Raw genomic sequence first — 20,600 nt, 5'->3', positions numbered from 1 at the left:
ATGAGTAGTGCAAGTTGCCCCTGCGGCAGCGGGGATCTGTTGCTGGCCTGCTGCGGCCGCTTTCATGCCGGCCAGCCGGCACCCTGCGCGGAAAAGCTGATGCGTTCGCGCTACAGCGCCTATGTCTTGAGCCAGGTGGATTACCTGCTCGACACCACGCTGCCGGCCCAACAACATGCGCTGGACCGCAACGCCATCGCCCAGTGGAGCGCGCGTAGCACCTGGCTGGGCCTGGAGGTGGAAGACACCGAGGTGTTGGGCGGCAAGCCGGAACACGCATTCGTGACCTTCACTGCACGCTGGCACGATGAACACGGCGAACACAGCCACCGCGAACGCTCGGCCTTTGTACAGAATCAGGGGCGCTGGTACTTCATCGACCCCACCGTGCCGCTCAAGCCGGGCCGTAACGATAACTGCCCGTGCGGCAGCGGGCAGAAATTCAAGAAATGCTGTGCCGGCTACCTGCTGTAGCAAAGGCTTGCTCAGAGCAGCTTGAGGTGTGAAGTGTCCGGCGCGGGCCTGGCCTGGGGCTGCTTGTGCTGGCCCATGTCACTACCAGCCGGCGCCAGAGTGATACCGGACAGATCCAGTCGCGGCGCCTGTGGTGCAGGTTTGGCATCTTGCAGGTCGCTGCCGACCTCGGCCAGCGGCAGGTCGGGGGCATCGACATCGACGAATGCCGCCATGTACAGGTCGCGGGGCGTGATCTGCAACCGCCCGTCACCCGGCTTGGGCTTTTTCAGCCAGGTTGGCGCATCCGGCGGCGGCGCCAGTTCCACTTCTTCGATGCGCGGATGCATATCCACCACCTCGGCCAACGCACCGGCACGCTCCAGCGTCGCCCGGTACTTTTCGGCGGCCTGAGCGTCGAGGTTGTTCTTCAGAACCAGCCGGCGTCCGGAGAACAACAGCGCCATGCGTTGCTCGTCGGCCTGGAACAACCGCGCCAGATTGGCCTTGACCTTGTCTGGCTGGGCACCTGCTACCAGCCGACCGCTGAAGACGATTTCGTAAAGACTCATCACTGCCTCTCTTCAAGCCTGTATCCAAAGTATGGCGCAGGCTTGTCCGCACGAACAACCTGATGGCCTACACTCTGCCAATACTCTCGCCCCTGACGGTCATCGGCATGACACTGACATTCCCACGACTCTGGCTGCTGGCCCTGCTGCTCGGCACCTTGAGCGGCTGCTCAAGCGGGTGGGGTTCACGTGCCTGGCAGCCACCACAACTGCGCCTGCTCAAGGTTGAGACCGTCAAAGTGCAGCTATTGCAGCAAGACTTTAAACTGCATTTCGAGGTCGACAACCCCAATGACTCACGCCTTCTGGTGCGCGGCTTGCGCTACAAAATCATGCTGGGAGAGCTGATCCTGGCCGAAGACCAGGTCACCGACTGGTTTCTGGTCGCCGGGCACAGCCATGAAATCTTCGTGGTGCCGGTGCGTACCAACCTGTGGCGCCACGCCAAACCGATTGCCCAGAAACTCAAGCAGCGCGGGCAGCCGATCCCTTATCGGCTTGACGGTAAACTCAAGACCGGCCTGTTGTTTCGCGACAGCGTGCGTATTGGGGTCGACGGCGAGATATAATGGCCGCCGATTCAATTTTGGAGCACACCCCGATGAACCAGCCCCACGTCCATGGTCCTGACTGCAACCACGACCACGACCATCATCACCACGAGCACGACGGTCATGTCCATGGCCCGCACTGCAACCACGGCCACCAGGAGCCGGTGCGCAATGCGTTGAAAGACGTTGGCCGCAACGACCCTTGCCCGTGCGGCAGCGACAAGAAATTCAAGAAGTGCCACGGCGCCTGATCGCCAAGCACACCTGACGGCCTGCCTTGCAGGCCGTTTTCATTTGCAGGCCGGTCCTGTGCCGGAGTACAACGACGTCTTCGGGTAAACCGCATGGAGCTGTCAATGATCGACCTGCACTACTGGACCACCCCCAACGGCCACAAGATCACTCTGTTTCTTGAAGAAACCGGCCTTGAACACCGGATCATCCCGGTCAATATCGGCACCAACGAACAGTTCGAGCCGTCATTTCTGAAGATCGCCCCCAACAACCGCATTCCGGCCATTGTCGACCACACCCCGGCCGACGGCGGCGAGCCGCTGAGCCTGTTCGAGTCAGGCGCCATTTTGCAGTACCTGGCAGAAAAGACCGGCCGGTTCCTGCCTGCCGATTTGCGCGGTCGCCAGGAAACCCTGCAATGGCTGTATTGGCAGATGGGCGGCCTGGGGCCGATGGCCGGGCAGAATCACCATTTCAACCGCTTTGCACCGCAGCAAGTGCCCTACGCCATCAAGCGCTATGTGGACGAAACCGCGCGGCTGTACGGTGTGCTGGACAAGCGCCTGGCCGACCGTGAGTTTGTGGCCGGCGACCAGTACAGCATTGCCGACATGGCCATCTATCCGTGGATCGTGCCGCACAGTTTCCAGCAGCAGAACCTGGATGATTTCCCGAACCTCAAGCGCTGGTTCCATGCCATCGAAGCTCGCCCGGCGACCCAGCGGGCCTATGCGCTGGCTGCGCGGATCAACCCGCCCAAATAAACCAGCGTGTAGCGCCCTGAAAATATTCCTCCCCTCCCGGCTTGCGTAGCGCCTGCCCGCTCACTAACGTAACAACTTTTTGCAGTTGCCACGCCGCCGGAGTTTCGCCATGGCCTCGCCCGCCCGTTCACGTTTGTCGTCCCGATTTGGTTTTGCCGCCGCGACCGCCGGTTTTCTCGGCCTTGCCGGCTGCCAGTTGGGCGGTGAGGATGCCTCGACCCTGCTGCCGTCTGCCGGCACTGTGGCCATCAAGGGCCTGGAGCAAAACGTATCGATCCGCCGCAATCCGCAAGGCATGGCGCTGATCGAAAGCCACTCGTTCCACGATGCGTTGTTCAGCCTGGGCTACCTGCATGCAGGTGAACGGGTCGGGCAGATGCTCGGCATGCGTCTGCTGGCCCAGGGACGGTTGGCCGAGGTGGTCGGTGCCGAAGCGCTGCCGGTGGACCGGCTGATGCGCGCTGCCAACCTCAAGCGCAGCGCCAGCGAGCTGTACAAGGGTTCATCGCCGCGCCTGCAGAAATTCTTCGAGGTCTACGCCCGTGGCGTCAACGCCTACCTGTTCCGTTATCGCGACAAGCTGCCGGGCGACCTGGCCAGCGCCGGTTATCGGCTGGAGTACTGGCAGCCGGAAGACTCGGCGCTGATTTTCAGCCTGCTGAGCTTCAACCTGTCAGTCAACCTGCAACAAGAACTCTCAGCGCTGGTGCTTAACCAGAAGGTTGGCGCTGACAAACTCGCCTGGCTGCTGCCAAGCGCACCTGACGAAGCGATCGCGTTTGCCGAGGCCGACAAGCTCAAGGGCTTGAGCCTGGCCGGTCAGGGCAAGGAACTGAACGACTTGAACCGCGTGGCCCTGCAACTGGCCGACCTCAACCTGCTGGGCAATGCCGCCTCCAGCAATTGGGCCATCGCCCCGCTACGCAGCCGCAGCGGCAAAAGCCTGCTGGTCAGCGAGCTGCAAGTGCCATCGGGCGCCGCATCCGGCTGGAGCCTGGTGCAGATCAACGCGCCCAAGTATCAGGCCTCCGGGGTCACCATCGCCGGCCTGCCGCTGTTTCTCAGTGGGTTCAACGGCAAACTGGCCTGGAGCATGGGCAACCTCAAGGGCGACAATCAGGACCTGTTTCTGGAGAAACTCAAGCGCGAGAACAATCGCCTGATGTACCTGGCCGACGGCAAATGGCAACCGGCTGTGAGTCATCAGGAAACCTTCATGGTCAAGGGCAGCCAGCCGGTGCGCGAAACCGTCTACAGCACCCGCCACGGCACGCTGTTGCAGGCCGGGGAGTCCGCCAGCGCATTGGGCGTGGCGTTGCAGATCCCGGACTTCAAGGACGACAAGAGCCTTGATGCGCTGTTTAACCTGTCGCGCGCCAACAACGTCGAACGCGGTTTTGATGCCAGCCGGGAAATCCGCGCCATTGGCCTGAACATGGTATTTGCCGACGCCAGCAACGTCGCCTGGCAGGTCACCGGGCGTTACCCGAACCGCCGTGATGGCCAGGGCCTGTTGCCGTCACCGGGCTGGGACAGCCGTTACGACTGGGACGGCTTTGCCGATGCCATGCTCCACCCTTACGACCAGGATCCGCGTCAGGGCTGGCTGGGCACCGCCAACAACCGCGTAGCCCCCAAAGGCTACGGCATGCAGTTGTCCAACACCTGGGGCTACCCGGAGCGCGCCGAACGCCTCGCGGAACTGGCCAACGCCGGCAAGCAGGACCTGCGCAGCAGCATCGCCGCGCAATACGACCAGCGCACCCTGTTTGCCGCCAAACTCAAAGCCATGTTCGAAGCACCGGGCATGGCCAAGCCGCTCAAGCAGGCCATTGAGGCCCTGCCCGACGCTGAGCGCGGCAAAGCCCGCGAAGCCTACAGCCGGTTGATGGCCTTCGACGGTAACCTGACCGCAGGTTCTGCCGACGCTGCCATCTACCAATTGTTCCTGCAAGAAAGTGCCCGGCTGACCTTTCAGGATGAACTCGGCGGCGCCGACAGCCCGGCCTGGCAAGCTTTGGTGGCGAATGCCCGTTCGTCGTGGTCGGCGCAGGCCGACCACCTGCTGGGCCGCGACGACAGCCCGTTCTGGGACGACCTCAAAACCCCGCAAAAAGAAGACAAACCAGCGATCCTGGCGCGCAGCCTGGCTGCAGCCATCAGCGCCGGTGAAAGCCAATTGGGCAGCGACCGTAAAGCCTGGCAATGGGGCAAGCTGCACCGCTATGACTGGGCCCCGTCGCGTAACCCGCTGGCCCGCCACCTGGGTGGCGAAGGCCAGTTCCAGCGCAGCCCGGTGCCTGCAGGTGGCGACCACAGCAGCCTCAACCCTGCGGCCTACGCCTGGGGCCAGAGCTTCGACGTACTGCCAAGCGCCAGCCTGCGCATGGTCGTTGATTTCAGCCAGGCCGAGCCATTGCAAGCGGTGGTCAGCAGCGGCCAGTCCGGCAACCCGGCCAGCCCGTTCTATGCCAACAGCATTGATGCCTGGCTCAAGGCGCAGTACAGCATCCTGCCGGTGCAGCAGCAGAACTACGACGCCGGCTATGGCACGCACCCCCTGACCCTGACCCCAGGCAGGTACCCGCCCCCCCGCCCCTTAGGCGGGGCCGCGCAGCCACTCCCGATAAAGCGCCAGGCTGGCCAGGTTCTTGTGTTTGGCCTCGATCATGATGTCGAAACGCTCAAGAAACTGCCGCGCATAACCGTTGGTCCAGTGATTCCACATCCGCTCGCTGTGCCCATACAGTTCACGCTTGGTCACGACCTTGAGCAGCTCGCTCATTTCCAGTTTGTCTTCGGCAGCAAAGCCCAGCGCCTGCAAACGCTCCGACGGTTGTGAGTAATGCATCACCGGGCGCACCCCGCGCCAACTGTCGATGATCTGCGCGACCCGTGGATCAGAGGGGTCGATGTACTGCTCTTCGTTGATCCAGCAGTGATGAATATCCAGCACCACAGGCGCCAGATCGGCCAGTTGCAGGCAGTCATCAACGCCATAGCTCTTCTCTTCGTTCTCGAAGGTGATGCATGTCTGCGCCACCTCAGACAAACGCGGCCACAGCGCACGAATACCCTCGACACCGAAACGCCCGGCGATATGCACGTTGCATTTGAAATCCTGAAAGCGCCGGCCATAACCGAGCATGCGGATCATGTCGGCGTGATACTCGAACTCGGCCAGGCTGTTTTCGACCACCGAGGCATTGTCCGACCCTAGCACGCAGAACTGACCGGGATGAAACGACAGCCGAATGTCTGCCGCCCGCGCCCGCTCGCCAATCGCCGCGAAACAACTGCCCAGCCACTGCTGGATGGACGGCTGCTGGTAAAAATCGCGCAGTTGCGGATGGCTGTAGAACGGCAAGAGATCGCTCGACAACCGCAACATGCGCAGCGGCGGTGGCAACTGCGCCACGTAATCGAGCAGGCGCAGTTGCGCATCCAGATTGTGCGTAACCACCTCAACCAGCCTGGCCTGGGCCACGGCGGGCTCGACGCTGTTGATCCAGCGCAAGGTGGTGGTACGTGGGTTGAAGGGGCTTTCCACCCGTTTGATTTCGACCTCCGAGAGGCCGCGTTCAGGGTGGCGGTACTGACAAGCGAAACCGATGCGCGCAAGCGTCATGACTCTATCCAGGTTGACGTCATTGCCGTCAGACCACCGGCAGCGTCACTCGTCCTGCGCAGTGTTCGATGAATTTCGGGCCGCTGGCTTAACGAACGTCACGGACCTTCCTGAGCTCGCCGTCTGGTGACCGGTGTCGCTCTGCTGGCGGTGCTGCCCGGACGGCAGGCGCAGACAACTGCGCGTTGGAGCGGGAACCGGGGTTCAGGTTGCACAACGAGCAAGGCAAGTGGCCACTCTCTGGTTGTGCTGAGCCCCCGTCCGGGCGTAGCATTGATAATAATTCCCATTTGATATAATCCAATCGCTGCCTCTTGCCGGAACGCCCTCGAATGTCTTCTTCCCTCGATATCGGCACGCTGTATCAAGCGCACCATGGCTGGATCCGCAATCTGTTCCGACGCAAATTGGGCAATGCCCACGATGCTGCTGAGCTGGCCCATGACGTATTCGTGCGTCTGCTCAACAATCCGCGCAGCTTCCCTGACGATGCAGACGCCAAAGCCTGGCTAGGGGCGTTATCGCGCAATATGTGCGTGGATTTCTGGCGCCGCCGTCGGGTTGAACAGGCCTGGTTGGAAGTACTGGCCGAGCGCCCACAAGCCTATGCTCCCAGTGAAGAACACCGGGCCGTGGTGTTCGAAGCACTGCTGCAGGTGCAGGCCTTGCTGGAAAAACTGCCGCCAAACGTGGCCGAGGCATTTCTGCTCGCACAGTTGCATGGCCTGGGCTATCGAGAAATCGGTGAGCGACTGGGGGTCAGCGAACGCACTGTCGGCAGCTATATGGCCAAGGCAATGTTCCACTGCGCCCTGCTGGAAGCTGAACTGGCCGCAGCACTGGATGGTGACTGATGCAGGCAGCGATTGATCACCAGGCGTTGCAGCAGGCTGCCGAGTGGTATGCGCAACTGACCGGTACCCCTGACGACCAGGCCTTGCAACAGGCATGGCGACAATGGCTGGCTGACGACCAAGCGCATCGCCAGGCTTGGCGCTTCGTTGAGCAGGTCAGTCAGCGCTTTGCCCCGTTGCAGCAGGACGTCGAGCAGGCCGATCAAACCCTGAGCCGTTTACGCCATGGCGATCAGTCGCGGCGCCGAATACTGCGCGGCCTGGCGGGGCTGTCTGGCCTTGGCGTGTTGGGCTGGTTGAGCTGGCAAGGCAACGCACGGGACACTTGGCAGGCCTGGCAAGCCGACTACCGGACCGGCACCGCAGAGATCCGCGAGCAGCAACTGGCCGACGGCAGCCGGATCTGGCTCAACAGCGGTAGTGCCCTGGATGTGCGCTTCGACGACCAGCAGCGCGGCTTGTACCTGTACAGCGGCGAAGTGTTGATCAGCACCGGCCACGACCGGCGTCCACTGCGTGTGTACACCGCCCAAGGCAGTCTGCAACCGTTGGGCACCCGTTTCAGCGTGCTGCGCGAAGAGCGACAGACCCGCCTCTGTGTGTTCGAAGGCCGGGTGCTGGCACGCTGCGCCGACTCACAGCAACAACAGGAAGTGACGGCTGGTCTGTCCCTGAGCTTCGATGCCCAGACCCTGAGCGCGCAGACTCCCGCGCTGGCGACACGCGAGAGCTGGAGCCGCAACGTGCTGCTGACCAGCGGCATGGACCTGGGCAGTTTCATCGCTGAGTTGGGTCGCCACCGGCATGGTTACCTCGGCATCGCCCCGCAGGTCGCTCATCTGAACATCATGGGCGCCTATCCACTGCATGACACCGACCTGGCACTGGACATGCTGGCCAAGACCTTGCCGGTGCGCATCCAGCGTCGCATGCCATGGTGGGTGAGTGTCGAGCCGCTTTGAAAAGGGCCACGGCAAAAAAGATTCACTGACGACTTCCGGTTTTTTTCGCTCATCCGATTACTTCCGGCACTTCTGCTCAGTGACTCTTTTCAAGGAACCCCCGATGCTGTCCAGTTTCCGTGTTCATCCGCTTGCCCTGGCCGTGTTGCTGGCCGCTCCAGTCACCCTGCTGCTGCACGATCGCGCCCAGGCCCAGGAACAAGTGCAACTGCGCACCTTCACCCTTGAAGCCGGGCCGCTCAATATGCGGCTGACCGAGTTTGCCAGCATTGCCGGCATCTATCTGAGCGGCGACCCGCAACTCACCGTCGGCAAGACCAGCCACCCGGTGCAAGGCCGCTATGCGCCGGCGCAGGCACTGCAGATTCTGCTGACCGGTACCGGGCTGCAAAGCGTATCGCTGGGCGAAGGCAGTTACGGACTGGTCAAAAGTGAAGCCGCGGCCAATGCCGTGGCCTTGGCGGCCACCAGAGTTTCCTCCTCATCGGTCGAGTCAGCCTGGGGACCAGTGGACGGTATTGTCGCCAAGCGCAGCGCCACTGGCAGCAAGACTGATACCGCATTGAGCGAAATCCCGCAGACCATCAACGTGGTCACCCAGGACGAAATCAAACTGCGCGGTTCGAAATCAGTCACCGAGGCTTTGCGTTATACCCCGGGCATAAATGGTGGCGGCTTCCCGTCACGGGTGAAGATTTTCGACGAGCCTGCTTCCCGGGGCTTTTCACCGACACCGCTGTATCTGGATGGGCTGCACCTGCCCTATGGCGGCGGCAGCACCGGTGGTGCATTGCAGATCGACCCGTACACTCTGGAGCGGATCGAGGTTCTCAAGGGCCCGGCGTCAGTACTTTACGGACAGAACCAGCCTGGCGGGATCGTCAACATGGTCAGCAAGCGTCCCACCGCCACGCCGCTGCACGAAATCGTGCTGGGCGGCGGTAGTTGGGATCGCAAGTACGGTGCGTTCGACGTCAGTGCCCCTCTGGATGATCAGGGCGAGTTTCTCTACCGGTTGACCGGGGTGGTCAATGACAGCCAGTCATCCATCGACTATGCCGACCAGAATCGAATGCTGCTGGCCCCCAGCCTGACCTGGTTGCCCAGCGAGCGCACCAGCCTGACCCTGTTCGCCCAGTACCAAAAAGATCGGGGCACACCTGAAGCGCAAGGCTTGCCGGCTTACGGCACGCTATACAGCACACCACAGGGCCGGATCAGTCGCTCGCTGTTCATTGGCGAGCCGGGGGTGAACAAATACGACCGCGAGCAGTTCGTGGTTGGCTATGAGATCGCCCATGACCTCAATGAGGTCTGGACCCTCAAGCAGAATGCGCGCTATGCCTATGTCGATGACCGCTACACGGCCCCGCTGCACGGCTATGCCTTCCCGACCAACCCGGTCACCGGCCTGAACGACCGTAGCTATCAAACCCGTTATGGCGTGGACTGGGCGCAACAAAACAAGGTCTATGGCATCGATAGCATTGCCCAGGCGAAGTTTCGCACCGCCGGGATCGACCATACGCTGTTGTTGGGCGTGGATCATTACCACTTCAATTCGCAGTTCCTCGGCCGCTATGACCGCAGCGCCATCGGCATCGACCTGTACAACCCGGTGTACGGTAACTCGATCAACTTCACCAGTCCGTATCGCTGGGACAACACCATCACCCAGACCGGCCTGTACATTCAGGACCAGCTTCACTGGAATAACTGGTTCCTGACCCTCGGCGGCCGTTATGACTTTGCCGAAACCGATAACAAGGCACCACTGAGCGGCACCCACAGCAATATCAAGGACGAGAAATTCACTGGGCGTGCCGGTCTGGGTTATCAATTTGAAAACGGCCTGACTCCGTACATCAGCTATGCCGAATCATTCCTGCCGCAGACCGGCACCAACGCTGCTGGCAGCCCATTTGAACCGACCGTCGGCGAGCAGATCGAAGTCGGGCTCAAATATGAGCCGACAGCCATTGATGGCTTTATCCAGCTGTCGGCTTACCAGATTGACCAGAAAAATGTCCTGACCACCGACTTGGTCAACATTGGTTTCAGCACCCAGAGCGGGGCCGTGCGCTCAAGAGGTATCGAGCTGGAAGGCAAAGTCAATGTGACCCGTAACCTGCGCCTGACCGGTTCGGTCGCTCGCAACCAGTCCAAATGGCGCAGCGTGAACGATGGCCGCGAAGGGCGCACCCAGGCAGGCAACCCGCCACTGACCGCTTCAGCCTGGGTCGATTATCACTTCGATACCAGCCTGCTGGCCGGACTGGGCCTGGGCTTGGGAGCACGCTATGCAAGAGGCAGCTACGGCTCGGACTACCCTGGCAGTACCTTCCAGATTCCGTCCTATACCGTCTACGACGCAATGGTCTCCTACGATCTTGAGAAGTCGCCGCTGCACATCAACGGGGTGGCCGTAAGACTCAATCTGGAAAACCTGACCAACGATAAATACGTCGCCAGTTGCGGCAGTGATCTTGATTGCTACTACGGCGAGAGCCGCACCTTGACTGCTGATGTGACTTACAACTGGTGATCGCAAGAGACCAATCTACCGTGTGGAGGTCGATTTATCCGCGAAGCTCTTTCGCCGCTGAAGCGGCTCGGGATGAGCCGCTCCTTGGCCACCCACTCAAACCACAAACTTGCCCACCAGCGTATTGAGTTGCACCGCCAGACGTGACAGTTCCTGGCTGGCGTCGGAGGTCTGGCTGGCGGCCTGGGCGCTGCGCAATGAGATATCGCGGATGCTGACCAGGTTTTGGTCCACCGAGCGGGCGACCTGGGCCTGTTGTTCCGAGGCGCTGGCGATCAGCAGGTTGCGTTCGTTGATGTCGCTGATCGCTTCGGCAATCTGCTCGATGGCTTCGCCGGCCTGGTTGGCGCTGGCCAGGGTGTCGCTGGCTTCGGTGTCGCTGCGACGCATGGAGCTGACGGCGGCTTCGGAGTTGCTGCGGATCTCGGCGATCATCTTCTCGATTTCCTGGGTCGAGAGCTGGGTGCGATGGGCCAGGGCCCGGACTTCATCAGCGACCACGGCAAACCCCCTGCCCTGCTCGCCGGCCCGCGCCGCCTCGATGGCGGCATTGAGCGCCAGCAGGTTGGTCTGTTCGGCAATGGTGCGGATCACATCCAGCACCTTGGCGATGTCCTGGCTCTTCTGCGCCAGGTCTTCGACGTCGTTGCGGGTCTGGCGCACGCTGTCGCTCAGGCGCTTGATGGAGGTGATGGTGGTAGTGACCTTGCTCTGGCCCAGCACCGCCGACTGTTCGGAGCGCTGGCTGGACTGCGAGGTTGACGAGGCATTGCGTGCCACTTCCTCGACAGCTGCGGTCATTTCGTTTACCGCCGTGGCCGCCTGGTCGGTCTCCAGGCTCTGCTGCTGGGCACTGGCAGTGGTTTCGTGGGTGATGGCGCTGAGTTGCTCGGCGGCGCTGCTCAGTTGTGAGGATGACTGGCCAATCAGGTCAATCATCGAACGCAGGTTGTCACGCATCGCCCGTGTCGCTGTTTCCAGCCCCGTGAGTTCATCGGCGCCCTGCACATCGATGTCAGCGCGCAGGTTGCCGCTGGCGATCTGTTCGGTGGCGCTGAGCAGGGCACGCACCGGGCGCACAATGCTGTTGCTGAACAGTCGCGCAATCAGCACCGTCAACACCAGTGCCAGCGCGCTTAAAGAACCGATCAGGTAGACGCTGAAGGTCTGTATATCATGCGCTTCGAGGCTGGAGGCATCGGCTCCGCGCTCGTTGATCTCGATCAGCTTTTCCACGCTGGCCTGCAACTCGGAGGCGACCGGCTTGGAGCCAAGCACAATCATCGCCCCAAGCTCCTTCACACTGGCGGTGGCACCGACTGCCACAAGCTTGTCGATCTCGCGTATGTAGGCATCAACATAGGCACTGAGCTGCTCGTACAGACGCCGCTCATCATCGGAAGACACCATAGCGGCATAGGCCTGGGTTTCAGTCTTGAGCTGGCTGCGCAGTTTGTCGAGTGTCGCCAGCGAAACGGCGCTCATGCGCTGGTCATCCATGGCGAAGCGCCGCGCATCGACCCGATACAACAGCGCTGCTGCCTGGATCTTGCCGGCCTGGCGGACACTGGGCAACCAGTTCTCATGCAGAGAGACCACCACCCCGTCGATGTTGCGCAACTGCCAGATCGCACTGATGCCGATGACCAGCAACAGCAAGCAGATGCAACCAAAGGCCAGGATGGTACGGGTGCCAAGCAACAGATTTCGTGTATTCATGGGTAGCCCCTTCAGACAGAGCCAAGCAATCCCTGGCCTGGAATGACTGGGTTGATATCATCTGGTTATTTTTTCCGCAGACGCATGGGCACTGCGGTTTGAATCAATACAGAATGCTCACGCCCGTGCCGTGAGGCAGGCCCTCAGCCCTCCCTGTTCACGGTTCTTCAGGTCAATGCTGCCCTGCAGTCGTTGGGCGATGGCCTGAACAATGGCCAGACCCAGCCCTACCCCCTCCTCGTTGCCGTGACTGTAGAAACGCTCGAACAGTCGCGTTTGTTGCTCATCGCTGATGCCGGGTCCCTGGTCTTCAACCAGCAACGCGAACGAAGCCTCATGCAACTGCAGTGACACCGCTACATGACCTCCCGGCGGGGAAAACTTCACAGCGTTGGAAACCAGGTTTTGCAGTGCGATGCTCAGCAGCGAAATGTCTGTATTGACCGTACGGTGTGACACCTCGCACTGGAACGACAATTCGAGGCCCTGACCGATAACCCAGGGCGTCAACTGGGCAATGGCATTGCGGGTAGCATCGACCACATCCACCGGTGCCAGATTGATCGGTGCATTAGGCTCCAGACGGGCGATGGTCAGCAGTTGGTTGACCAGCCGGGTGGTGCGATCAACGCCCACCACCAGATAGTCCAGTGATTTACGCTTCTCCTGCTCGCTGGAGGCTTCCATCAGGTTCTGGGCATGGACCTTGAGCACCGCCAGCGGAGTACGCATTTCATGTGCGGCATCGGCGATAAAACGCCGCTCACGGTGCAGCAGTTCCTGGACCTGAGACAGCAGGCGGTTCAGCGCCGCCTGCATGGGTTCGAGTTCTGTTGGCAACGGCGCCAGGCTCAGCGGCTCCAGCGAGCCAGGAGTACGATTGCGCAAGATACGGGCAAGGTCATCGAGCGGTTTTAGGCCCACACCTATCGCCATCCAGACCACCACCAGCAGGATCAGGCTGCCAAGCAGGTTGGGCAGCACGGTGTGGTGGACGATACGGCCGACCAGATCAGCCCTGACGTCATCGCGCTCGCCGACCCAAATGCTGAAGCCGTGCTCTTGGTCATTCAGTACAAAAGCCCGCCACTGCCGCCCTCGCGGGTCGGTGATCGCGCTGAACCCCGGGGTTTTGAGGGGCTGGTCAAAAATCGGCGCGCTGGCGGTATGCACCAGCACCCGGCCGTCACTGCTCCATACCTGAAACGCCATCTTGCTTTCGTAAGGGTGCCCACCGGCACGTGGGTCTATGTGTTGCAACGCATTATTGAAGGCCTGGTAAAGCTGCTCATGCTCACCCGAAGCCAGAGGCATGCTCATCACGCCCTGTAGCAGGCGCGCATTACGTGCCAACTGAGCGTCATAGACTTCCGCGATCTCGTGATTGCTGTCATGCACGTTAAATAGCGTGAGCACCAGCAAGCCCACCAATAACAGGCCGATGATCAGCGTCAGAGTCCGGCGTCTGATCGACCTCACGGGCAAACCTCGACCATGTAACCTACGCCGCGAATGGTGCGGATCAGATCACTGAAAAACTTCTTGCGCAGGTTATGGATGTGGACCTCAAGGGTGTTGCTCTCCGCCTCCTCGTTCCAGCCATACAGCAACTGCATGAGGCGCTCACGGGTCATCACCCGGCCGGCCGGTGACAGCAGTTCATACAGCAATTGATACTCTTTAGGGGTCAGCGAGACCGCTTCACCGTCGAGTGTCACGCGCTGGTTGCCAGGGTTCAGGGTAATGCCGCGGTGCTCAATCACCACCTGAGCCCGCCCGGCGCTGCGACGTAGCAAAGCACGCAGACGGGCTTTAAGCTCGGCCAGGTCGAAGGGTTTGATCAGGTAGTCGTCGGCACCGGCATCCAGCCCGGCGATGCGGTCCCCGGTCGCATCTCTGGCAGTAAGGATCAGCACCGGCAGCGTCGAGCCGGTCGCCCGCAGTTTCGCCAACACCTGCAGGCCGTCCAGACGAGGCAAACCCAGGTCCAGCACAGCCAGATCGAAAGTCTCACTGAGCAGCGCATGCAAGGCGCTGGCGCCGTCCTTGATCCAGTCAACGGTATAGCCGTCACGCAACAGGGCTTGATGGATACCGTCACCCAGTGCGGTATCGTCTTCGATCAACAGCAGCCGCATGCGTATTCCTTATTTGAGTTTTTTGTCGATATCAGCCTGCAGTTGCCGGATGTCTTCACGTCGTCCGGCATCAGCCACCTCCCGGCCCGGCCTTGCAGGCGCCTGCAAGGCTTTATTCAAGGCCTCACGGGCTTGAGCATAGCGTCCCAGGCGATACAGGTGGTCTCCCCAAAAGTACAGGGTATCGATGCCTTGAGGATTGATCCGTAGCGCCTCTGCCAGCAATTGCCCGGCCTTTTCGGCATCACCGAACCCGATCGGCCAGCCCGGCACACGGTCATACAAGGCGGCCAGGCTGGTGTACGCCGAGCCTTGCAAGGCGTCAGGGTCAATCGCCAACGCCTTCTCGAAATCCTGACGGGCCAGTTTCGCTTTACCCAGTGCGCCTAAGCCGCCTTGGGCGCCGGCCCAACTGCTGTGCACAATCCCCGACCAAATCCACGCTTCGGCCGCCGCTGGCCGTTCCTTGGTAAAGCGCTCGGTTTGCCCGGACAGACGCTCAAACGCTGCTGCACGCTGCCCTTGTACAAGCTGATACTGGATGTTGGCCCACTCGTTCTGAATGCCGGCAAGCCGCTGTTGATCGGCGTTATCCAGCGCCAGGGCCGGCAGGCTGAGCAGACAGCCCAGTGCGATAAACAAATGTTTCATGGTCAAGGCCGCTCGTGTTGGCTTTGAGAACTGTATTGGCGGATCAACGGCAAGTGCTTACGCAGTCCGCGGTCGACCAGCATCGGCAGCAGGTTGTTGAGCCGCACGAACAACCGCTCTGGCCAGCCCAGATACAGCTCGTTACGGTCACCGATAATGGCGTGAAGCACTGCACCGGCCACGTGTGCGGGTTCGTCCACCTGACTGTTCAGGGCCGCATTGAGTGCTTGCGCTGCCGAGCTGTTCATCGCGGTTCGGGTCGCCCGCGGCGCCACATAAAGTACCCGGCAACGCGAGTCGGCCAGTTCACGGCGCAACGCTTCGGAAAAACCGCGCAGACCAAACTTGCTTGCACAGTAAGCGGTATAGCCGGCATAACCGATTGACCCATACGTCGAACCGACGTTGACGATCATCGCGCTGTCAGCCTGCTTGAGCATCGGCAGCAGTTGCCGGGCCAACAACATCGGCGCCAGCAGGTTAAGTTGCAGCATGGACTCAATGTCCTGTTCAGGCAGTTGCTCAAGCATTGAAAAGTGATTGCTGCCGGCAGCATTGACCAACAAATTGAAACCTTGCAGGCGCTGGGCCTCAGCGACCACTTGCTGACGCCCCGCAGCGTTGCACAGGTCGGCCGCGAGCCACGACAAGCGATCCGGATACAGCGCCAGCAAAGGGCCAAGTGCCTGCCCTTGCCGCGATACGGCCACCACTTGGGCGCCTTGGGCGCACAGCGCTGCCACTATTTGCAAACCGATGCCACCGCTGGCCCCGGTAACGATGACCCTGGCGTCATGCAGCTGCATGGCAGGCCCCGGCGGCCCGAGCGGGCTCGACTGGCAACGAATCAAACATGGCGGTGTACAGTCGGTAGACCACCCGCGAAGCGTGAATCACCGCCTCTTGATCTTCAGGTGCGGTCAAACGGTCCATGAGCTGGCGGTAGGTGTCCATATGGCCGATATCCAGGCTGCCATGGGACTGCAAATAACTGAACGCGGTCTCAGGCAGCCCCAGACGAGCCTTGATGGCACCGGCAGCATGGGTAGCCAGAGCAATGCTGGTGCCCTCCAGCACATTGACCATGCCGAACAGACCGACCGGATTGCCCCGGGCAATCAGGTCGTACAGGTAGGCGACCATCAACTCAATCGGCAGCCCTGGCATTGCGTCACGTACAGCGTCGGCATCAGCGCCACATGCACGCAAGTCGTTGAGGATCCATTGCTCATGACCGTACTCCTCTTCGATGTATTCACAGACCGCACCGCGTAGCCATTCCAGCCGGGCAGGCAGACGGGCACCACAGGCCATCATCAGCGGTACGGTATGGCGGACATGGTGGAAAGCCTGGGCCAGAAACGCCTGATAACTCTCCAGGCTGACCTCGCCGGCCAGCGCCTGGCGAATGATCGGCAGGTTAAACAGCGCGTCACGATCCGTTTGCGTAGCGGCTTGCAACTGTTGGAAAAAACTCATGATGCGATGTCCTCGGCAGATGAATGGGCGCTGAACACATAGTGGTAGTGATAAAGAATGGCGTCGCGGCATGGCCGGCCATTGGCCGTCAGCATCGCGTTGTCAGTGCTGAACGGCTGATGCAACCGGGTCCAGCCATGCACTTGGGCATAACCGGGCAAGGCCAGGTTCGCCTGCTCGACCGCTTCCTGAAGCTGTGCGTCGCTGGTGGCCGGATGACGAGGCCAGAGCAGCGCATGATTGCGCGGCAACGCCTCGCCATAGACAAACGCCTGAGCAATCAGCGGACCTTGGGTCAGTTGCGCCTCGATCCATTCCGGATTGACGTTGCGCCCGAAACTGGTGATGAACTGGTTTTTCTTGCGGCCCTTGATAAACAGGTAGCCGTCCGCATCGAAGTAACCAAGGTCACCAGTGGGCCACCACTGGTCGGGGGCACTGGGTTCATCCAGATAACCAAGCATGGCCCGGTTGCGCACCAGCACTTCGCCGTCCTCACCCAGGCGCAGTTGCACGTGTGCCAAAGGCTGACCGACGCTGCCCGGCCGCTGGGCACCGGGCCGATTGAGCGCGACCACCGATGCGCACTCAGACAACCCATACCCTTCATAGACCGGCAGGCCCACGTCACGGGCGCGTTGCAACAGTGGCTCGCTGACCCGTGCACCGCCTACTGCAAGGAAGCTGAACCCGGCCGGGTTCAAATAACCCTGCTCGGCGGCGCTAACCAGCACCTGGAGTAACTGCGGCACCAGGATCAAGCTATCGGGCTGGCGCCGGGCCAAAACGCCCAACAGGGTCGTGAGATTCACTGCGCTGGCGCCCTGGATGCCCAGACTGCCTTGCGAGGGCAAGCTGACGGTTGCGCCGGCATAAAGGGCGGCGTAGCAGCCGATGTTTTCCAGTAGCACCGCCAGCGGCAGCAAGGCCATATGATGGGTCGGTGCGCTGGCCTGGCTGGCAGCTACCAGCGCCAGCGCCACCTCGACAATACCGGCTGCGCTCAGGCACACCCCCTTGGGCGCACCGGTCGAGCCGGAGGTATAAGTCAGCTTGGCCGTACCGGGCGGCAGCCTTGTAGCATTGACCTCACGAATCCAGAACAACCCGGCCTGCTGATAGCCCGCGTCAATCAATTCATGCTCATGCGGCCTGTCAGCCAGAACGATTTGCACCTGGCTCTGTTGCAGACAATGCTGGCGCTGGGCGGCACTGAAGAACGGCGGCAGGATAACGCAGGGAATCTCTTCTAACAGCGCTGCCAGGTCCCAGATCAGCGCGTTGGCTGTATTGTCCAGGGCCAGGGCGATGGAATTGGCCTGCACGTCACGCAGCAACTCGCGGCGCAGTTCGATTTCAGCGTACAGCGAGGCATAGTCGATACGCAGTTCGTCGCCCCAGACGGCCGTGGTATAGGGACGCTCGGCGGCATGCTCAAGCAGCCGGTCACTGAAAACCTTTAGTTCAGGCGACATGGCTGTGGACCTGTGAAAGAGGGGGTAAGCCGAACCGCTCGAAAAGCCCCAGACGGGTCAGGTGAGCGAAACCGGTGCGGATGTTGCCGATGTGGACACTGGGCCGGGTCTGGTAGTAGCGGCCCCACTCATGGCGCTGCTCACCCAGCCGCATCGGGTCGGCAAGGCACAGCGTGACGGGGCGCAACCCCAATCGATTGAAACTGTTGACCAGGCCGACATTACCGGTGAAAACCACCCATTCCAGCCCTCGCCGGGCCAACAGCCAGGTCACGGTGATGATGCACAGGCGCGCACTGCCGATATTGCTGGCGGCCAGATTGCCGACTTCAACGATGACCCTGCGCGGCACCTCGCCACCGGCTACACCGGCGGCCAGTTGCTCTATGGGGTTATCCAGATAGTGTTCGAGAAACAGCGTGTCGTGCTCGGCCAGCCGTATACCAGCGGTTGCGCACAGGCCATCGTCAGCCCCGCGCAACGCCCACAGCTCGGGCATGAACAGTCGGACCTCAGCGCCATGTGCCTCGAGAAAGCGATCCTGGATATAGCGCTCGGCTTCGCCTCGTACAATGTCGCCCGGCAAGTGCTGCTCAAGCCTTAACGGCGTACTGCCGGCATGACCGAACCACAAGGGCACGGAAAATTTCCACTCAAGTGTTGGCATCAGCTATCACCTCCCCAGCCGGTGTGTGGAGAGGAGTATCGACAGTGAGTCTTAAGAAAGTCTGAAGATGCGCAACAGTCTGATTTCACCCTGCGCCAGGCAAAACCGACGAAACCGGCCCGCGCTGGCAGCATCAGCGCTTATCGCAGGGATGCAATCTGCTCCTTGATCCGGTCACAGGTGCTGTCCCACGACATGCCCTGCAACGCACGGTCAGCCAACGCCTGGAGCCGCGCAGGCTGGCGGGTCAGATCCAGCGCCAGGCCGATGGCTTCGATAAACGCCTGCGGGGTGGCAGCGATGCTCACCACGCCGCTGTCGGCGTAGCACTCAACCACATCATGGATGGGCGTGGACACCACCGGGCGCCCACCGGCGAGGTATTCCAAGGGTTGAGTCGGGCTGATGTAGCGTGTCGATTCATTGATGGCAAACGGCATCAGCGCCACATCCCAACCTGACAGATAGGCCGGCAGCGTCTGGTAGTCGCGCGGCCCCAGGTAATGCAGGTTGGGCTGACGTGGCAGGCTCGCGGGGTCGATCCTGGCCACCGGCCCGATCAGGATGATCTGCCATAGCGGCCGACGCATGGCCAGCTCGCGCAACAGCACGAGGTCCAGTTGCTCATCGAGCACGCCGAAAAACCCCAGCCGCGGTCGGCCGATATCAGCCTGATCGGCAGGCTCGGCCTGGGCCAGGCGGGCATGGGCAAAATGCGCGATGTCGACGCTGCCGGGCATCAGGTGCACGTTGTCATGCCGCTCACGCCGCGACTCCCAGAGGCTGAGCCCGCCGGTAAACACCACATCGGCGCGCTCCAGCAGTTGTCGCTCCAGCTCCGCCAGGGCCGGCGGGGCATGGCGCAGCGCCGCCAGTTCGTCCATGCAATCGAAGACCACCACCTGGCCGCCCAGATGCCGGGTAAATCGCAGCCCCATGGGGGTGAAGTACCACAACAGCAGGGGCGCTTGGTGATGCTGCGCCAGCCAGCCATCAAGCAGTTGCCGTTGCAGGCTGATGATGCGCTGCTCGCCCAGGTCCTGCGGCAACCATGGCACCAGCACCGTGATACCGCCAGCCACCTCACGCACCTCCAGATGCGGTTCCGGTCGCTCGTCGAACAACGGCTCTTCGAAGAACCACACCTCGTAGTCAGTGGCCAGCCGCGACATCAACTGTTGCGGTCGCTGCCAGACAAAGTCCCAGCGCAGGTGGCTCAGGCACAACAGCGTCGCTCGCGGCTGGACGGCGGGTGCTGGGCTGAACTGGATGGGCGCAGGGTCGGGTGGTCCGGGCGGTTGGTCAGGTTTCATGTGAGTGTCCTCAGTGCAACGACCGAGCGCCCGTCAGTTCTGCAGTGACGGGCACTCGGCTGCTTGCCAGGCAAGGACCGGGACCACTGAAACTCCGCCTTGTATGGAGTTGGAACACTGCTGGCGGGTGGCGTTCAGGAGATCGCACCAGCATCCGATGAAGGGCCATGCCCGCCGGCAATCACCGCCATCGCCTCGATTTCCACCAGCATGCCGTCCAATGCCAGGCGCGGCACCGGAATCAGTGTGCAGGCCGGTTTCATAGCCGCCCCCCAGGCCTGACCGATGGCCGCCACCCACTCACCCAACCGCTGCTGGCTGTGATCGACAATCAGCAGGGTCAGCTTGAACACATCGTTGAAGTCCGCACCTTGGGCCTGCAAGGCGATACGGACATTGGCCAGCGCCTGACGAGCCTGGGCGGCGAAGCTGTCGGCCAATAGGCCCTGACTGTCTTCACCGCCCTGCCCGGCCAGAAACACAAAGCGTGCCGGGGTTTCGACCCGTGCGCCATGGGAATAGCCGTTACCGGTGGGGTCGTAGAGGCCTTGCGGGTTGAACAGTTCGAATGCAGCGCGATGGCTCATGGGGCAGC

The 20,600-nt window shown here is 61.5% G+C and carries 19 protein-coding genes and 1 pseudogene; 8 read left to right on the top strand and 12 right to left on the bottom strand.

Going from position 1 to position 20,600, the window contains the following annotated elements; all coding sequences use genetic code 11:
* Complete coding sequence (locus NRB16_RS03405) at positions 1-474, top strand: YchJ family protein (RefSeq protein ID WP_257105474.1); 474 nt, start codon at positions 1-3, stop codon at positions 472-474.
* Between the two features lie 11 nt (positions 475-485).
* Here NRB16_RS03405 and NRB16_RS03400 read toward each other — a convergent pair whose 3' ends face one another.
* Complete coding sequence (locus NRB16_RS03400) at positions 486-1,025, bottom strand: hypothetical protein (RefSeq protein WP_257105473.1); 540 nt, start codon at positions 1,023-1,025, stop codon at positions 486-488.
* A 107-nt stretch (positions 1,026-1,132) separates the two neighbouring features.
* Between NRB16_RS03400 and NRB16_RS03395 the strand changes: the two genes are divergently transcribed.
* The 4 genes and pseudogenes from NRB16_RS03395 to NRB16_RS03380 all read left to right on the top strand — a co-directional run.
* Positions 1,133-1,594 (top strand): LEA type 2 family protein, encoded by a 462-nt coding sequence (locus NRB16_RS03395; protein ID WP_257105472.1) that lies wholly within the window; start codon positions 1,133-1,135, stop codon positions 1,592-1,594.
* Between the two features lie 32 nt (positions 1,595-1,626).
* The gene (locus NRB16_RS03390) at positions 1,627-1,827 is read left to right on the top strand and encodes an SEC-C metal-binding domain-containing protein (protein ID WP_084710242.1); all 201 of its coding nucleotides are present in this window, start codon (positions 1,627-1,629) and stop codon (positions 1,825-1,827) included.
* 105 nt (positions 1,828-1,932) lie between these two features.
* On the top strand, positions 1,933-2,574 hold the full coding sequence (locus NRB16_RS03385) for a glutathione binding-like protein (RefSeq protein WP_257105471.1): 642 nt from the start codon (positions 1,933-1,935) through the stop codon (positions 2,572-2,574).
* Positions 2,575-2,683: 109 nt separating this feature from the next.
* Positions 2,684-5,155, top strand: a pseudogene (locus tag NRB16_RS03380) (penicillin acylase family protein); the annotation flags it as partial.
* Positions 5,156-5,173: 18 nt separating this feature from the next.
* On the opposite strand, the gene NRB16_RS03375 reads toward NRB16_RS03380, so the two are convergent.
* Positions 5,174-6,202 (bottom strand): UV damage endonuclease UvsE, encoded by a 1,029-nt coding sequence (locus NRB16_RS03375; RefSeq protein WP_257105470.1) that lies wholly within the window; start codon positions 6,200-6,202, stop codon positions 5,174-5,176.
* A 332-nt stretch (positions 6,203-6,534) separates the two neighbouring features.
* On the opposite strand from NRB16_RS03375, the gene NRB16_RS03370 reads away from it, so the two are divergent.
* The 3 genes from NRB16_RS03370 to NRB16_RS03360 all read left to right on the top strand — a co-directional run bounded on the left by NRB16_RS03370 (position 6,535) and on the right by NRB16_RS03360 (position 10,563).
* On the top strand, positions 6,535-7,056 hold the full coding sequence (locus NRB16_RS03370; protein ID WP_253139053.1) for a sigma-70 family RNA polymerase sigma factor: 522 nt from the start codon (positions 6,535-6,537) through the stop codon (positions 7,054-7,056).
* Positions 7,056-8,018: a FecR domain-containing protein gene (locus NRB16_RS03365; RefSeq protein ID WP_253139056.1), complete on the top strand. Its 963-nt coding sequence runs from the start codon at positions 7,056-7,058 to the stop codon at positions 8,016-8,018. The genes NRB16_RS03370 and NRB16_RS03365 overlap by 1 nt, the downstream gene beginning before the upstream one ends.
* A gap of 103 nt (positions 8,019-8,121) precedes the next feature.
* Positions 8,122-10,563 (top strand): TonB-dependent siderophore receptor, encoded by a 2,442-nt coding sequence (locus tag NRB16_RS03360; RefSeq protein ID WP_257105469.1) that lies wholly within the window; start codon positions 8,122-8,124, stop codon positions 10,561-10,563.
* 96 nt (positions 10,564-10,659) lie between these two features.
* Here NRB16_RS03360 and NRB16_RS03355 read toward each other — a convergent pair whose 3' ends face one another.
* The 10 genes from NRB16_RS03355 to NRB16_RS03310 all read right to left on the bottom strand — a co-directional run bounded on the left by NRB16_RS03355 (position 10,660) and on the right by NRB16_RS03310 (position 20,592).
* Positions 10,660-12,282 carry a methyl-accepting chemotaxis protein gene (locus tag NRB16_RS03355; RefSeq protein WP_253113466.1) on the bottom strand — a complete coding sequence of 541 codons (1,623 nt, stop codon included), beginning with the start codon at positions 12,280-12,282 and terminating at the stop codon, positions 10,660-10,662.
* Positions 12,283-12,399: 117 nt separating this feature from the next.
* A complete protein-coding gene (locus NRB16_RS03350) occupies positions 12,400-13,761 on the bottom strand; it encodes an ATP-binding protein (protein ID WP_257105468.1) in 1,362 nt (453 codons plus the stop codon).
* Positions 13,758-14,420 carry a response regulator gene (locus NRB16_RS03345; RefSeq protein ID WP_253113460.1) on the bottom strand — a complete coding sequence of 221 codons (663 nt, stop codon included), beginning with the start codon at positions 14,418-14,420 and terminating at the stop codon, positions 13,758-13,760. Before NRB16_RS03345 ends, NRB16_RS03350 begins: the two co-directional genes overlap by 4 nt.
* A 9-nt stretch (positions 14,421-14,429) precedes the next feature.
* Positions 14,430-15,071 carry a tetratricopeptide repeat protein gene (locus NRB16_RS03340; protein ID WP_257105467.1) on the bottom strand — a complete coding sequence of 214 codons (642 nt, stop codon included), beginning with the start codon at positions 15,069-15,071 and terminating at the stop codon, positions 14,430-14,432.
* A gap of 2 nt (positions 15,072-15,073) precedes the next feature.
* Positions 15,074-15,877 (bottom strand): SDR family oxidoreductase, encoded by an 804-nt coding sequence (locus tag NRB16_RS03335; protein WP_253139065.1) that lies wholly within the window; start codon positions 15,875-15,877, stop codon positions 15,074-15,076.
* Positions 15,864-16,550, bottom strand: a complete 687-nt coding sequence (locus NRB16_RS03330; RefSeq protein WP_253139069.1) for a TenA family transcriptional regulator — start codon at positions 16,548-16,550, stop codon at positions 15,864-15,866. The genes NRB16_RS03335 and NRB16_RS03330 overlap by 14 nt, the downstream gene beginning before the upstream one ends.
* Entirely contained in the window at positions 16,547-18,025 is a 1,479-nt protein-coding gene (locus NRB16_RS03325) for an AMP-binding protein (protein WP_257105466.1), read from the bottom strand. The genes NRB16_RS03330 and NRB16_RS03325 overlap by 4 nt, the downstream gene beginning before the upstream one ends.
* Positions 18,015-18,692: a thermostable hemolysin gene (locus tag NRB16_RS03320; RefSeq protein WP_257105465.1), complete on the bottom strand. Its 678-nt coding sequence runs from the start codon at positions 18,690-18,692 to the stop codon at positions 18,015-18,017. The genes NRB16_RS03325 and NRB16_RS03320 overlap by 11 nt, the downstream gene beginning before the upstream one ends.
* 140 nt (positions 18,693-18,832) lie before the next feature.
* Entirely contained in the window at positions 18,833-20,005 is a 1,173-nt protein-coding gene (locus NRB16_RS03315; protein WP_257105464.1) for a glycosyltransferase, read from the bottom strand.
* A gap of 134 nt (positions 20,006-20,139) precedes the next feature.
* Positions 20,140-20,592 (bottom strand): RidA family protein, encoded by a 453-nt coding sequence (locus tag NRB16_RS03310; RefSeq protein ID WP_257105463.1) that lies wholly within the window; start codon positions 20,590-20,592, stop codon positions 20,140-20,142.
* Positions 20,593-20,600 lie beyond the last annotated feature (8 nt).

It is taken from the genome of Pseudomonas sp. LJDD11 (genome assembly GCF_024584215.1).
Taxonomy (GTDB): Bacteria; Pseudomonadota; Gammaproteobacteria; order Pseudomonadales; family Pseudomonadaceae; genus Aquipseudomonas.
Note: the sequence above shows the minus strand (reverse complement) of the source record. Positions and strands in the feature narration are given on the sequence as shown.

Bases quoted from the DNA above. Each gene is read 5' to 3' on its own strand.
- NRB16_RS03375 (WP_257105470.1), bottom strand. From the start codon at position 6,202: ATGACGCTTGCGCGCATCGGTTTCGCTTGTCAGTACCGCCACCCTGAA.
- NRB16_RS03390 (WP_084710242.1), top strand. From the start codon at position 1,627: ATGAACCAGCCCCACGTCCATGGTCCTGACTGCAACCACGACCACGAC.
- NRB16_RS03360 (WP_257105469.1), top strand. From the start codon at position 8,122: ATGCTGTCCAGTTTCCGTGTTCATCCGCTTGCCCTGGCCGTGTTGCTG.
- NRB16_RS03310 (WP_257105463.1), bottom strand. From the start codon at position 20,592: ATGAGCCATCGCGCTGCATTCGAACTGTTCAACCCGCAAGGCCTCTAC.
- NRB16_RS03385 (WP_257105471.1), top strand. From the start codon at position 1,933: ATGATCGACCTGCACTACTGGACCACCCCCAACGGCCACAAGATCACT.
- NRB16_RS03315 (WP_257105464.1), bottom strand. From the start codon at position 20,005: ATGAAACCTGACCAACCGCCCGGACCACCCGACCCTGCGCCCATCCAG.
- NRB16_RS03335 (WP_253139065.1), bottom strand. From the start codon at position 15,877: ATGCAGCTGCATGACGCCAGGGTCATCGTTACCGGGGCCAGCGGTGGC.
- NRB16_RS03340 (WP_257105467.1), bottom strand. From the start codon at position 15,071: ATGAAACATTTGTTTATCGCACTGGGCTGTCTGCTCAGCCTGCCGGCC.
- NRB16_RS03330 (WP_253139069.1), bottom strand. From the start codon at position 16,550: ATGAGTTTTTTCCAACAGTTGCAAGCCGCTACGCAAACGGATCGTGAC.
- NRB16_RS03365 (WP_253139056.1), top strand. From the start codon at position 7,056: ATGCAGGCAGCGATTGATCACCAGGCGTTGCAGCAGGCTGCCGAGTGG.
- NRB16_RS03370 (WP_253139053.1), top strand. From the start codon at position 6,535: ATGTCTTCTTCCCTCGATATCGGCACGCTGTATCAAGCGCACCATGGC.
- NRB16_RS03395 (WP_257105472.1), top strand. From the start codon at position 1,133: ATGACACTGACATTCCCACGACTCTGGCTGCTGGCCCTGCTGCTCGGC.
- NRB16_RS03400 (WP_257105473.1), bottom strand. From the start codon at position 1,025: ATGAGTCTTTACGAAATCGTCTTCAGCGGTCGGCTGGTAGCAGGTGCC.
- NRB16_RS03320 (WP_257105465.1), bottom strand. From the start codon at position 18,692: ATGCCAACACTTGAGTGGAAATTTTCCGTGCCCTTGTGGTTCGGTCAT.
- NRB16_RS03405 (WP_257105474.1), top strand. From the start codon at position 1: ATGAGTAGTGCAAGTTGCCCCTGCGGCAGCGGGGATCTGTTGCTGGCC.
- NRB16_RS03325 (WP_257105466.1), bottom strand. From the start codon at position 18,025: ATGTCGCCTGAACTAAAGGTTTTCAGTGACCGGCTGCTTGAGCATGCC.
- NRB16_RS03355 (WP_253113466.1), bottom strand. From the start codon at position 12,282: ATGAATACACGAAATCTGTTGCTTGGCACCCGTACCATCCTGGCCTTT.
- NRB16_RS03345 (WP_253113460.1), bottom strand. From the start codon at position 14,420: ATGCGGCTGCTGTTGATCGAAGACGATACCGCACTGGGTGACGGTATC.